Source organism: Delftia sp. SD018 (genome assembly GCF_017355445.1).
GTDB lineage: Bacteria > Pseudomonadota > Gammaproteobacteria > Burkholderiales > Burkholderiaceae_C > Comamonas > Comamonas acidovorans.
In genome coordinates, this window is record NZ_JADDRN010000011.1 from 19,004 (window position 1) to 32,353 (window position 13,350).

The window sequence follows — 13,350 nt, forward strand, 5'->3', positions numbered from 1 at the left end:
GGGTGTCATGGGGCAGCCAGCTCCTTGAAAGCGAAGTCCGGGTCCAGCAGGTCCGTGCATTCCTCGCAGTAGAGGTAGGCGATGGAGCGCTTGTTCTCCGCCGTCCCCCAGCCCGTGCCGCTGTCGATGGTCAGGTTGACTTGGCGGCCGCCCTTGAAGCGCACGACGGCACGGGCACTGCAGCTACCGGTTTCATAGGCATGCGCGTAATTGAACTGGCTGCTGGGCCTGGCGTGGCGCAGGAAGTAGCGCGCGCGCTTTTCGTCAATGCGCAGTGAATCGCAATGGATGCTGGGGTCTTCGCTTTTGGCGGTGCCGTCGCGGATCGTGATGCGCTCGATGGCGTTTGCAGGCCGTGCACCGGCATCTGCGAAGGCTGGCGTCGAGAGACCCACGCCCAGGGCCATGAAACAGCATTTGGCCTTCATGTCTGCTGCTCCTGCAGGTGGGCGCCCGTGATCACTTCCACCTGGGCCAGGCTGTCGGGCGACAGTTCGCGCAGGATGTCCATGAAGCCCATGCGCATGAAGCGGGCGGCGCGGCGGATGAGCAGGGGGGCGGGGTTGGAGGGCTCGGTGCGCTCCACGAAGGCGGCGATTTCCAGCAACTGGGCAATCGCCTGTTCGCGGTTGCGCGCCGGGGCGGGTGCCGAGCCTGGCGCGGGGTGGGCCACCGTGCCGCCCTCTGTACCGGTTTGTGCGGCCGGATCGGTTTCGGCGGCCGTGTCGGCATCGCCTGTGGACTGGGGCTGCCATTGCTTGAGGGCCAGCAGCAGCTGGCGCAGGCCGTCGAGCTCGGGCTGCTGGTGGCTGGGCAGGTGCTGTTCGCAGCAGGCGCGGATCCGGTCGAGTTCCTGCAGCGCAGGGGTGACGGCCAGCAGGGTTTCGTGGCCCTCGGCATGCGCGCGGGCCGAGGCCATGCGCAATTCGTCGGCGGTCAGGTGCGGCAGGTCCTCGGGCACGTTGCCCTTGGCCATCAGTTCGGCGTCGCGCACGCTGATCTGGCCCAGGGCGCCGCGCAGGAAGTCGGCGTTGCGCAGGTCACGCACAAAGCCTGTCACGTCCGACAGGGTGCCCAGGGCGTTCATGCGCATGAAGTAGTCGTCGCCATCCTCGGGCAGGGGGTGGACATGCTCCCAGTGGCGCTCCAGCAGGGCGCCGCACAGCTGCAGGCCCTGCAGCGTGCCGGGCAGGCCGTGCAGGATGGTCCAGGCACGGCACAGCAGCACGGCCACGCGCAGGTCCTTGGTGCGCTGCATCAGGGCCGAGGCCTGGCGCTCCACGTCGCGCCAGTCCGGTGGCTCGGCGGGGATGACGGTGTCGCCGAACTGCTGTTCTACCTTGCCCTGCGCAGCGCTTTCCATGGCCTGGAAATCGTTGTCATAGGTAAGGTCCGGGCCGCAGGGCGGCTCGGCGGCGGTCTCGGTCAGCAGGTCCTGGATATTGGCCATGGGCGGGTCGGTGTTGCTTGGGTATGGTGTGGAGTGGGCGGTGCGATCTGGACGAACTCAGGCGCCCTTGAACAGCCGGGTGAACAGGCGGCGGTGCAGCACTTCGTGCTGGACCACTTCGTCAGGGGCGTGGCGCGGCGTGGCCGAGATCCACCAGACGGAGGTGGTGGAGCCCGGGCGCATGCAGGCGCGCCAGTCCATGCGCGGCAGGCGCGCGGCGTTGCCTTGCGAGGTGCCCATGTCGAGGTCGGCCAGCAGGCTGTGGATGGAGGCGCTGCCCGGCGTGCGGCCGTCCTGCTGGAACGGCCATTGCAGGGTGGCCAGCCGCTCGTCGAGCTGCTGGGCTGACAGCGGCAGGCGCCGGGCGTCGATGAGTGCATCACGGGCGCCGCTCAGAAAGCGTTCGATGTCCTGGTCGGACGCCGGCATGCCGGAGCTGCCGTCCACCGTGGCCATGATGGCCAGTGGAAAGAGCCGGCCGATGCGGTCGGAGCTGGGCCCGATCACGCCCACCATGGGCTGGCCCAGGATGGAGGCGGGGCACAGGAAGAACCACAGCGGCGAGTGCACGAAGCGCGTGGACCAGTTGTCGGCCGCATCGCTGCGCAGCTGGTCCATGCCGTTGCGCAACCACTCGTCCCAGCGCATGGTCAGTGCGTGGGGCATGCGCCGGCCGACGAAATCGCCCTGGCTTGGCAGCTTGCCCCACCAGGCGGCGCAGGGTCGCTGGAGGGTCATGGCGTTCACAGCCGGTCCGGACATTCGAATTCCTCCATGGCCTTGAGCCGGAATGGGTTGAGGACGCTGCTGGTGGTGACTTCCATGCGCAGCTTGCGTCCGTCGATGGTGAAGATGGCCGTGAAACGCTCGGGCGAGTTGCCCGGCAGGATCTGGGCACGGTCGAACAGGCGGTGCAGCGCCCAGGGGCCTTCGGTCACGATGCCGGTGTTCTGGGCGCCGGCGGCCGTGATCTGCAGCCGGGCCTGGCCGGTGCCGCGCGTGCCCGGCCAGGAGACGGCCTTGGGGATTTGCGGGCCGTGCTGGTAGCGCACGATTTCGCCGTCCACGTCCAGCACCATCTGGGAGATGGAGGCGTCCATGTCCAGCGGCTTGATCTCCAGCCGGATGCCGGGCGTGTTGCCGCCTGCGCGGAAGAACACGTCGCGGATGGAGGCCGCGCGCTGGAAGGCGGCCAGCGAGGCAGAGCCCCCCACCGGCGTGCCGTCCACACCCTGCTTGAAGGTCCAGGGCACGGTGGAGATGTCCACCATGGTCTGCAGCTGGGTGCGGAAGAACTCGTCCATCGTGCCGCCGGTGGCGAACAGGCGGGCGAAGTCGTCCGTGGTCACGTCGCGCGTGGCGCTGCGCGTGAAGGGGTAGCGGCCCAGGATGGCGCGGCGGCAGAAGTCGCCGATGGTGGCGTTGAGGTTGCCGCCCAGCGTGCTGCGCACGCTGCTTCCCACGAAGGACGAGGTGGACGTGGCCAGGGCCTCGTACATGCTGTTGAGCGGAGGCGGCACGCGCTTGGCTTCCGAGCGCACCTTCTCCAGCGTGCCGCTCAGCGAGGGAGGCACGCCGCCGCCCTGGATCACCTGCTGGCGCGCCGAGGCGATGACGGCCGCCGCCTCGTTGAGCACCTGCAGGCTGGCGGTGATGGGCGCGGGGCCCGAGCCGTTGCTGGTGGCAAGGCGCCGGTATTCGCGGAAACGGAAGTCCACGATGTCGGCCTCCAGCGTGCCCGTGGCCAGCATGCCGCCCACGTTCAGCGGCTTGCCGGTCAGGCGGCTGAGCTGGTGCTGTTCCTCGCGGATGCGCTGCAGTTTCTCGCCCAGCCAGCTGCTGGTGCTGCCCGAGCTGCCGCCTTCCTGCTGGTCCGGGCGGCGGGCCAGCGTGGTCTCGCGGGCCACGGCGCGGATGAACTGCTCCAGGCTGGAGTTGGCGGACGAGTACAGGCGGGCCTGCTCGCCGGCCTGCTCCAGCGAGGCCGTGCGTATGGGGCGGATGTCGGCCAGGAAGGTTTCCCACAGACGCGCGTACTCCATCAGGTACAGGCGCTTGACCTCGTTGGCCAGCTGGCCCGTCAGCACTTCCTGGGCCACGCTGCGACGGCCTTCGGCCTGGCCCAGCACCCAGGTTTCCTCCTTGGCCAGCAAGGTGGTGACCTTGGGCAGCTCGTGCAGGAAGAGGCCGTGGTAGCCGTCATAGGTGAACAGGCCACTGATGCCCTGGGTGAGCGGCTTGCCGCTGGCACGCGCAAAGACCTGGGGCGCCTCGGGCCCGCTGGCACGCACCACGCTGAAGTCGGGCGGCAGCTTGTCGCCGGTGTTCAGCAGCTGCTTGAGGCGGCTGTAGGCGCGCTGGGCGGGCGACATCTGGGCCAGGCGCTGGCGTACCTCGGCGACCAGGTTGGCGTCGATGGGCTGGGCGGAAACCACCACGCGGCCGTCGATGAGGCGGTCCAGGTGCTCGGACAGCTGGTCCACCAGGCCGGCCTGCACCAGATGCTGGGGCAGGGTGTTTTCCCAATCGCTGCGCAGCCAGGCCTTGACGAAGGTGGCGTCGAAGTGGTCGGGCTCATAGAGCATGAGATAGGCCTTGAGCGTTTCGTAGCTGGCCTCGGGGCTGCCGGTGCTGACCTGGCGCAGCGAGCGCGCGACATGGCTGCTCAGGCGCGGCAGCCAGGCGTCTTCCAGCAGGCGCAGGTAGGTGGCGTGGGCGGCCGTCTGTACCTTGGGCACCTGCAGCAGGCCCCAGCGCCAGCCCAGCGGGGCCGATTCCTCGAAGCGGCTGCTCTGCGCCACGCGCGCCGCGTGGTTGAGCATGGGCACCAGGGCGACCACGTTGTCGGGGTCGGTGGCCTTGGATTCCTCCACGGCCTGGCGCAGTGTGCCGGCGTTGTCGGCCACTTCGTTCAGGTAGCGCTGGTTGTTCTCGTAGCTCAGCGTCCAGGCCAGGGCCGCGCCGCCCAGGGCCAGCAGCAGCGCGCACAGGCCGGCGGCCTGCATCAGGCGCAGCTGGCGCTCTTTCTTGGCGTTGCGCCCGGTCAGGCCGGACTCGTTGAACATCACGTCCTTGAACAGCGACTCCAGGAAGTAGCTGCGGCCCTGCTGCGGCACGGCATCGGCCGGCAGGCGGCCACGCAGCGCAAAGCGGCGCGACAGGGCTGACATCACGCGGTCGAAGGGCATGCCCTCCTGCGTGCCGCTGGTGAAGTAGACGCCGCGCAGCAGCGGCTTTTCCTTGAAGCGCGAGGCGGAGAACGCCGCATCCAGCGTGTCGCGCACCACGTCCTTGAGGCCGGCAAACTGCTGGGGCAGTGCGTAGAGCAGGCTGCGGCGCGCAAGGTCGGGCTCGGTCATCAGCCGCTGGGGCAGCAGGCGGTTGATCTGGGCGACCAGTGCGTCGAACTCCTCCATGTACAGGGCGCTGGCGGCCTGCGGGTCGCTCGCGGGCGAGCGCTGGGTCTTTTCATCATAGGGATAGGTGAAGCCCCAGACCTGGGCGCGCTCCTCGCGGCTCATGGCGCCGAAGAACTCGTTGAAGCCCGCCAGCAGGTCGCTCTTGGTGACCAGCACGTAGACGGGGAAGCGGATGGTCAGCTCCTCGCACAGCTCGCTCAGGCGCAGGCCGATCAGCTGGGCCAGCTGGGCGCGCTCGGCGTCGCTGGCACTGAGCAGTTCCTGCACGCTGAGCGTGACGATCACGCCGTTGACGGGCTGGCGTCCGCGAAAGCGCTTGAGCAGCTGCATGAAGCCCTTCCAGGCTGCCTTGTCCTGCTCCGCATCGCTTTCCTGGGTGGTGTAGCGGCCGGCCGTGTCCAGCAGCACGGCCTGGTCGGTGAACCACCAGTCGCAGTTGCGCGTGCCGCCTATGCCGGGGATGGCGCGCTTGCCGAACTGGGCCGCCAGCGGGAAGTCCAGCCCCGAGTTGATCAGGGCCGTGGTCTTGCCCGAACCCGGCGAGCCGATGATCAGGTACCAGGGCAGCTGGTAGATGTAGCGCTTGTTCCAGCGGCCGAACAGGCCGCCTTCGGTCTGGCCGAAGCGGGTCTTGCTCAGCGTGTCCAGGGCTTCCTTGAAGCGCGACTCCAGCTCGGCCACTTCCTCGGAGCCTGCTGCGGGCGTGCCGTCCGCCTCGCGCGGCGAGGTCAGGCGGGCCAGGCCGGTCATGAGGTGCTCGTTCATGCGCTGTGCGCGCCACCAGCGCAGCAGCAGGCGCAGGAACCAGAGGATGAACAGGCCGGCGATGATCCACCAGCGCACGGTGGGGCTGCCCAGCGGCTGGTAGGGCTGGATGAAGACGAGCGGGCCGACGAACCAGATGAGCAGGCTCAGGGCCACCAGGCCCAGAAGCTCGAGCATGTAGCGGTTGAACAGCCATGAGGCGATGCGACGGATCATGGGATCAGTTCCTGGTCTCGGGTGCGGCAGGCAGGGCCTGCAGTTGCTGGTCACGTTGCTGGGGCGCGACCAGCAGGACGATTTCCACCCGCCGGTTCAGCGCCCGGCCTTCTGCCGTGTTGTTGGGGGCGACGGGGTCGCTGTCGGCACGGCCCTCGGCATGCAGGCGCTGGCGGTCGCGCAGCGAGCCGCCCAGCATCTGGGACACGGCCTGGGCACGTTCCTGCGACAGGTTCCAGTTGGACGGGAAGCGCGCCGTGCGGATGGGCAGGTTGTCGGTGTAGCCATTGACGACGACCTTGCCCGGCACTTCGTCCAGCGCCGCTGCCACGCGGTGGATGACCTGCACGTAGCGGGGCTTGACGACGGTGGCGGCCGGGTCGAACAGGCCGTCGCCGCGCAGGATGACGGTGCTGCGGTCGGCCTCGTCGCGCACGCTGACCAGGCCTTCGCGGATCTCGGGCTCCAGGAACTGGCGCAGCCGCGGCTTGAGCGTGGCGACGGTGGCGGCCGCCGAGGTGCGCGGGAAGCGGATCTCGTTGATGGCGGCGAACAGGTCGTCCGAACTGTTGGACAGCCGGTAGCTGAACCACAGGTAGATGAAGAACGCCAGCAGCAAGGTGATGGCCGCCGCCACCCACAGCGGCACCATGGCCCAGGGCGGCGAGGCCAGGCGTTGCACGCCACGCCAGTGCACGGACAGCAGGCTGCTGCGGTCGCCGCGCGTGGATTCGATGAGCTGCAGCAGGCGCGCCTTCAGCGTTTCAAGCTGGGCGCGGCCGTTGTCGATCACGCGGTAGCGGCCTTCAAAGCCCAGCATCACGCAGTAGTACAGCAGCTCGATCAGGTCGATGTGCTGGTGCGGCGTCTGCACCAGGCGGGCCAGCAGCTGAAAGAACTTCTCGCCGCCCCAGGTTTCGTTGTGCAGGGCGACCAGCAGGCTGTGCTTGGGCCAGACGCCGGCACTGCCCCAGGGCGTCTGGGCGGCGGTTTCGTCCAGCACCGTGCAGATGCAGTAGCGTGCACCGATGATGGTTTCCATGGGCACGCCGCTGGCGCCTGCGCGCTGCTCGAATTCGCGGATGTGCTCGAGCAGCAGTTGTTGCAGCGCGCGCGGGTCCTCGTTGGTGACCATGGCGCGGATCTGGGGGATGAGGTTCAGCAGCCGGTTGGCGGCGGCCACCAGCGGGTTGCCGCCGCTGACCACGTCGGGCAGGTTCGAGCGCAGCGGCTCCTGGCCGGCAGGCGCGGGCGCGGCGCTGGCCGCGCCTTCGGCACGGCCCGTGTCGGCGTCGCCGCCCCAGGGCATTTGGTGGCTGATGTTGGAACTGTTCATGTCGGAAGATGCGTCGCGCCGTCAGCGGCGGATGGCCCAGAACTCCAGTTGCAGGTCAGGGAATTCGCCGGAGACGTGCATGGCAAGGCCGCCGGAGCTTTGCAGCTGGTTCCACAGATCGTGCGTGGTGTCCACCTCGAAATAGTTGTAGCCCGCGTGGTAGGGAATCTCGCGCGGGGCAATGGGCAGCGGCCGCAGCGTGACGCCGGGCAGGTGCAGGTTCACCAGGTCGCGTATGCGCTCCACGGGGCCCAGCTTGGTCTGGGTGGGGAAGTGGGTGCGCAGGAATTCCGGCGTGGTCTGGGCATGGGCGGCCAGCACGAAGTCGCAGGTGGTGAGCAGTTCGGTGGACGGGATCAGCGCCACGCGCACGCCGTACTGGCGGTCGTGCAGCGGGATCTGGATGGCGTTTTGCTCCAGCACCGAGGACAGGCTGCGCCGCAGCTCCAGCATCAGCGGCGGGAAGCTGCGCCGCAGGTCGTCATGGTCGTAGGCGGGCAGCACCTCGGGGCGGCGGCGCTCGTGGTCGAAGGTGGTCAGCTCGGCGGCCAGGCGCAGCAGTTCCTCGAACAGGCGCTCGGGGTGGATGCTGGCGGTGCGCACCCAGTGCTGGGCCGCGCCCGTCCAATGGTTGATGAGCTGCAGCAGCAGGAAGTCGCCGACCTCGCCGATGCCGCCGCGCTCGGGCTGGATCATGCGCTGGGCCAGCACTTCGCCGCGCTGGCGCAGCAGGCCGTGGATTTCCTTGCAGAAGGTGTTGAGCACCGAGCTGGGCCCGTTGTTGACCACGGTGGGGATGAAGCCGGGCTCCAGCAGCACGCCGCCGCTGGCCTGGCGCTCCACCACATGGGCCACAGGCAGGCTGACCCAGCCTTCGGTCAGTTCGTGGGCGGGGCGCAGGCTCAGGCGCAGCCGGCCCAGCTGCACCTCGGCGGGCTGGGCACCCACGTCGTTGCTGTCCGCCACTTCGGTCACGTCGCTGAGATAGCGCGCAGGGCTCTGGGAGCCTTCGCCAAAGGTCACTTCGCTGCCAGAGAAGCGGCGCAGCGGCAGCGCCAGGTGGACCACCACGTCCTTGAAGTCCTTGCCGATGTCCAGCGGGGTGGGCGCCTCGTCGTCGCCCGGCAGCTGGAACGGCGTGCCGTCGGGCAGCACGCCGTGGGCCGAACGGATGCCCAGCTTGCCCATGCGCAGCAGATCGGTGTCCAGCTCCAGCTCCGAGAAGCCCCAGAAAAAGGGCTGCCCCGGCAGGCTGCGTGACTGCAGTTGCCGGAACAGGAAGCGCTCCTGCTGCTGGAAGTGCTGGGGCCGAAGGAACATGCCCTCGGCCCAGATGACTTTGCGTTGCCAGACCATGGTGGATAGATGTGCGTTTATTGGGATGCGGGTTGAATGCGGACGGTGACCTCTTCGCGGGTCAGGTGCACCTGGTAGCGCACGGGCTGCAGCTTTTCGGTGGAGCCCATGCCCCACCAGCGCCGGCGCAGCTCCACGGAGTTGGGCGCGACGGCCGAGGCGCGCCAGGTGCTGCGCTCCAGATCGCGGTAGGCGGCGAACAGGCCGAAGGCGCGCACATCGGGGTTGCCCTTGCGCTCAATCACCTGGCGCTGGCCGGGCGCGACCAGGAATTCCTCGCGCCGCACGAAGTCGCTGCCCAGCTGGCCGTCGTCCTTGTCCTGCAGGTCGAAGAAGCCGGCGCGGTCGAAGGCGGCGGAGGCGCGCAGCTCGTAGATGCGCAGCAGCACGGGCTTGGGAATGCCTTCACGGTCCGGGTTGATGTCCATGTCCGCCACCACTTCGAATATGGCGGTGGGCACGGCTGTGGGCGCCACTTCGGGCGCGCGGCTCAGGGGGTTGAGGGAGCCGCAGCCGGCCAGGCCGGTCACCACGGCCGTGCCCAGGCCCAAGGCGCCCAGCGTTTGCAGCGCCTGCCGGCGCCCCTGCGGTTCCTGTGATCTCCACATGGCTTCTCCTGTCTCGATGTCAGTCATTGGTTTCACGCGGGCAGATCCACACCGTCAGCGCGCTGAGGTTGTCCTGGTGCGGATTGCCGCTGGATACGACGCGGCCGACCATGCGCTGTATCCATTCGTCGGGGCGCTGGCTGGCGGCCAGCAACTGCTCCATTTCCGACTCGTGCATGCCTTCCCACAGGCCGTCCGAGCACAGCAGGAAGACATCGCCGGGCTCCAGGGCCACGGCGTCGGCGCGGATGCTGGGCGGCACCTGGCCCTCGGCGCCAATGGCGCCGGCCAGCACGTTGCGGTTGGGCAGGCGGCGCGGGTCGTTCTCCTCGTACAGGCCGGCGTGCAGCAACTGCTGGACCAGGCTGTGGTCTTCGGTGCGCAGGTGCATGCGGCCCGCGCGGAACCAGTACAGGCGCGAGTCGCCCCAGTGCGCCCACAGGGCACGGCCCTGCTCGGGATCGATGCACAGCACCACCACGGTGGCGCTCATGTGCATGCGCGAGACCGAGGTGGACTGCTGGCCGCTGACGCGGTGCTCCGCCTGGGAAATCAGGGAGGCCAGGCTGGCGGGGGCGAACAGCGGGTTCTGCCGGAAGCCATCCACCACGGCCTGCACGGTGAGCTGGGCGGCGAGTTCGCCATGCCCATGCCCGCCTGCGCCATCGGCCAGCGTGCAGCACAGGCCGCCGGCGCCCAGGTCCATCAGGCCCATGGCGTCTTCGTTACTGGAGCGCCTGCCGCTGTGGGATGCGCTGGCCACCTGGATGCTGTAGCGGTGGCCGTCTCCGTCGAGGTAGGCGATCACGGCTGGCCTTTCACGGACTGCTCGGCGTTTTCGTAGGCCTCGACGAAGGTGCGGCCCGAGAAGGCCATCAGGTCGTCCTCGGCATGGCGGCGCAGCACGTCGAAGTTGTGCTTGTAGTCGTCCCACAGCGCGGCCTTGCGGCCATTGGTCAGCAGCTTGTCCAGCAGGCCGGGGTTGGTTTCGGTGCGGCGTTCCAGCTCGGTCGGATCGAACCGGGTCAGGGCTTCGGCATAGGCGGCGCGGATGCCGGCCATCAGGGCCAGCTGGTGCACATGCAGGTCCTGGAAGGCGTCCTGCATGGCAGGCAGCGGCTTCATGAAGCCCGGGAAGGTCTGGTGGACCATCTGCATGAGCACGCCCTCGGAATTGGGCAGGAACTTGAGCGGGTTGTTGGCCCCCGTGGCAATGATGGTCACGCCGGCGCGGAACTCGCGCTTGATCTCGGAGCGCGCGGCCAGCAGGTCGATGGTTCCCTGCACCGCAATGCGCAGGGCTTCGCCGAAAGTGCGCATGAATTCCGGTGTGACCTCGAAATGGGTCTTGGCCGGGTTCAGGCCTGCGCCCTCTATGAAGGCTGCGGCCAGTGCCTGCAGATCGGCGTTGGCGGCCGGCTGGGGCTGCACGGGAATATCGACAGGCGCGGCGGTGGAGGGCAGGGCGCCGATGGGGATGGCGGCGTCGCCCTGGCCGAGGATGCTGGAGGCCGCGGGGATATTGACGTTGATGCCTGCGTCAAAGGGGGCCGAGGTAGGGGCAACGGCAGCCCTGGCGACGGGCGCAACATGGGCAAGACCGGACTTGAAGAGGTCCAGATCCAGTCCATTGGTGGGCAGCAGACCGTCCAGCGCGGCCGGCTCGGCGGGGATCTGGGGCACGGGCGCCGGGGCAGGCGCGGCAACCGGAATGTCCTGTGCCTGTACCTGTGCCCGCGCCTCTACCTGTACAGGAAGCTGCTCCTGCACTACAGGAATCACGGTATCGATCACGGGCAGGAGTGCGGACTGGGCCGGTGCTGCCGCCTCCTGCGGTGGCACCGGCTCTGCGGGCTGTGCATGCGACTGCATGCGCGGCAGATTGAAGGCCTGGCCCAGTTCGGAGCCTCGGCCCGAGGCCTGCTGCAGTGGCTGCGCATCGGGGGGCAGGCCGCCCTGGTCGAACAGCGCAAGCGGGTCGAGCTTTTGGGATTGCTCGAAGCACGAAGGCAGGCCGGTATGGGAGGCATCATGCAAGGCCTCGGTGCTCAGGCCCTTGAGCGGCAGCGTGTGGACCATGCCGTCATGGCGCTGCTGTATCAGATCGCCCGTGCCTTGCGATGGCAGGCCGGCCCAGCCTTCCTCCTGCTGCCGAGCCTGCTGGGGCGGCGGAGCAAAGGGGTCGAAATCATTGGGGATCAGCAGGGGGCGATGCTGCGGCTTGGCGGGCTGCGGCATGGCCAGTGCAGCCTGCTCGGGCGGGATGGCGCTCTCGATCGAAGGCACGGCAGGGGTCTGGATGGCATCCAGGCTCAGTGCCGTCAGGCCTTCCCAGGGATCGGCGATGCCGGGGGCGGCGGCAGGCAATACGTCTGCCAGCGGCGCTGCCTCTGCCAGCGGCGCTGCTTCCGGCAGCGGGGGCTGGGCGGCGACGGGAGGCGGGGCGTTCTGGGGCTGCGGGGCGGCTGTGGCGGCTGGGGCCGCTGTCTGCGTTGCTTGCGCGGCCTGCGCGTTTTGCATTGCAGCCGAAGGCGGTGCCTCGAAAGGCGTGCCCGGCGCCACGGCGGCCAGGGTGTAGGCGCCGATACGGATGCGCGCACCCAGGGGCAGGCCCACTTCCTGGCCCGAACGCACGGGCTGCTCTGCCACCCAGATGGGATCACGCTCGCTCAGGTTCGCAACAAAGGCTCCCTCGGAATCCAGCCTGACCATGGCGTGCACGCGCGCGACGGAAGCGTCCGGGTCCGAGATGATGAGCTTGTTCTGGCCACTGCGTCCGATCGTGCCACCGGCCATGCCGAATACGGCATGCCAGTGGCGATCGACCGGAACGCCATCGTGGACCACCACCCTGAGTTCGATTTTGTCCATGGAGTCTTAGGCTAGGCAGTTTTCAGGAAGCGTCGGGATGCCTCAGGAGGCTTTGCGCGCGGGCGCAGGGCGCTTGTTGCGCAGCGCGGCACGGGCGTTGTTGAACTCCCGACCCCAGATGGGATGGCCCTTTTCGGCCTCGGTCAGCTGGAAGGTGGGGTCCAGGGCCAGGGCCATGTCGAAGTGCTGGCGGCAGGGCTTGCGGCGGCCCTCCACGCAGTGGCTGAAGGCGATGTACTTCAGCGCCTTGACCTGGCTGCTCATGGGCAGTTCCTGCGCGGTGGACAGGGGCGTCAGCGCCGTGATGGCGTCCTCATAGCGGCCGTCCACATAGAGCTGGATGGCTTCGACCAGCTCCTGCTCCTTGATCACCACGGGGTCCACGGGCTTGACGGGCTCCGGAGGCTGGACCACGGTCGGGGCCGGCTCGGGCTCCACGGGCTTGGGCGCGGTTTCACACGCGGCCAGGCCGAAGGCAACGGCCAGGGCGAGGGTCAGGCGCTGGATGGAGTGAGGAATATTCAGGGTCATGGACATGGTCAGCGGGCATCAAAGTCATGGGAAAGGGTCACCGACTGGCCGTCGGTGATGCGGATCACCTGCCGATAGCTCTCGAAGCCGGGATTGCGCAGCTCCACCGTGTGGGAGCCTGGCGCCAGCTTGAGCAGCACGACGGGAGGGGTGACGCCGGACGGCTTGCCGTTGATCAGCACATTCGCCCAGGGGCTGACCCTCAGGCGCAGGTTGTGATCTGTCCGTGGCGTCTCAGACCGTGCGGCCAGCGCTGCGGAGCGCGCTGGAGCAAGGCCGGGTGTCAGGGCGGTGATCGAGGTGATCACGCGGCTGTTCAGTGCAAAGCCGCCGGCCGTGGGTGCCGCAGGCGCCGTGCGCAGCCGCTGCGCGGAAGGGCAGCGCTGGATCCAGCGGTCCTGGGCGCGGCTGTAGGCGTCCCGCCACGGCGTACCCGTGGTTTCGTAGGCTTGCAGTGCAAAGCCCGGGTGTGCGGAGAACGCGGAATCGAAGGCCGCCTCGCAGCGCGCCCATTCCTTGTGCGTGCAATAGGTGTAGGCCAGGTACCTGTAGGCGGAAGCCCGCTCCATGGGATCGGCCAGCCCGCCAAACAGCGCCGCCTGCAGCGCACGCTCGGCCTGGGCCAGGTCGCGCGCCTCGAACAGCGCAATGCCCTGCGCCAGCTGCGGGCGTCCTGCCGAGCCGGTTTGGGCGGGCGCGGCCTCTTCGCATGCCGCCTGGGAATGCGCCAGGCAGGGCAGGCCGAGCACTGCAGTGCACAGCATCCATCGCCAGCGGTGGTTCATCAGTCGAGCCATG

11 protein-coding genes are annotated in these 13,350 nt (G+C 68.7%); all 11 read right to left on the reverse strand.

The window, feature by feature from the left end; all coding sequences use genetic code 11:
• Window positions 1-5 precede the first annotated feature (5 nt).
• Genes INR38_RS12880 through INR38_RS12930 form a run of 11 tightly spaced genes read right to left on the reverse strand, consistent with a single transcriptional unit; the run spans window position 6 to window position 13,349 of the window.
• On the reverse strand, window positions 6-428 hold the full coding sequence (locus INR38_RS12880) for a hypothetical protein (RefSeq protein WP_207444523.1): 423 nt from the start codon (window positions 426-428) through the stop codon (window positions 6-8).
• A complete protein-coding gene (gene tssA, locus INR38_RS12885; RefSeq protein ID WP_207475968.1) occupies window positions 425-1,450 on the reverse strand; it encodes a type VI secretion system protein TssA in 1,026 nt (341 codons plus the stop codon). Before tssA ends, INR38_RS12880 begins: the two co-directional genes overlap by 4 nt.
• Window positions 1,451-1,507: 57 nt before the next feature.
• The gene (gene tagF, locus INR38_RS12890) at window positions 1,508-2,212 is read right to left on the reverse strand and encodes a type VI secretion system-associated protein TagF (protein WP_034393871.1); all 705 of its coding nucleotides are present in this window, start codon (window positions 2,210-2,212) and stop codon (window positions 1,508-1,510) included.
• Complete coding sequence (tssM, locus tag INR38_RS12895) at window positions 2,194-5,850, reverse strand: type VI secretion system membrane subunit TssM (RefSeq protein ID WP_043823006.1); 3,657 nt, start codon at window positions 5,848-5,850, stop codon at window positions 2,194-2,196. Before tssM ends, tagF begins: the two co-directional genes overlap by 19 nt.
• A gap of 4 nt (window positions 5,851-5,854) precedes the next feature.
• Complete coding sequence (locus tag INR38_RS12900; RefSeq protein ID WP_012205670.1) at window positions 5,855-7,186, reverse strand: DotU family type VI secretion system protein; 1,332 nt, start codon at window positions 7,184-7,186, stop codon at window positions 5,855-5,857.
• A gap of 21 nt (window positions 7,187-7,207) precedes the next feature.
• A complete protein-coding gene (gene tssK, locus INR38_RS12905) occupies window positions 7,208-8,542 on the reverse strand; it encodes a type VI secretion system baseplate subunit TssK (RefSeq protein ID WP_012205669.1) in 1,335 nt (444 codons plus the stop codon).
• Between the two features lie 17 nt (window positions 8,543-8,559).
• Window positions 8,560-9,150, reverse strand: coding sequence for a type VI secretion system lipoprotein TssJ (gene tssJ / locus INR38_RS12910; protein ID WP_065346972.1), 591 nt, complete (start codon window positions 9,148-9,150; stop codon window positions 8,560-8,562).
• 19 nt (window positions 9,151-9,169) lie between these two features.
• Window positions 9,170-9,958, reverse strand: coding sequence for a protein phosphatase 2C domain-containing protein (locus INR38_RS12915; RefSeq protein ID WP_192366847.1), 789 nt, complete (start codon window positions 9,956-9,958; stop codon window positions 9,170-9,172).
• Entirely contained in the window at window positions 9,955-12,021 is a 2,067-nt protein-coding gene (gene tagH, locus INR38_RS12920; RefSeq protein ID WP_207475969.1) for a type VI secretion system-associated FHA domain protein TagH, read from the reverse strand. The genes INR38_RS12915 and tagH overlap by 4 nt, the downstream gene beginning before the upstream one ends.
• Before the next feature lie 42 nt (window positions 12,022-12,063).
• The gene (locus INR38_RS12925) at window positions 12,064-12,558 is read right to left on the reverse strand and encodes a TssQ family T6SS-associated lipoprotein (protein ID WP_012205665.1); all 495 of its coding nucleotides are present in this window, start codon (window positions 12,556-12,558) and stop codon (window positions 12,064-12,066) included.
• Window positions 12,559-12,560: 2 nt separating this feature from the next.
• On the reverse strand, window positions 12,561-13,349 hold the full coding sequence (locus INR38_RS12930) for a PEGA domain-containing protein (protein WP_207443223.1): 789 nt from the start codon (window positions 13,347-13,349) through the stop codon (window positions 12,561-12,563).
• Window position 13,350 lies beyond the last annotated feature (1 nt).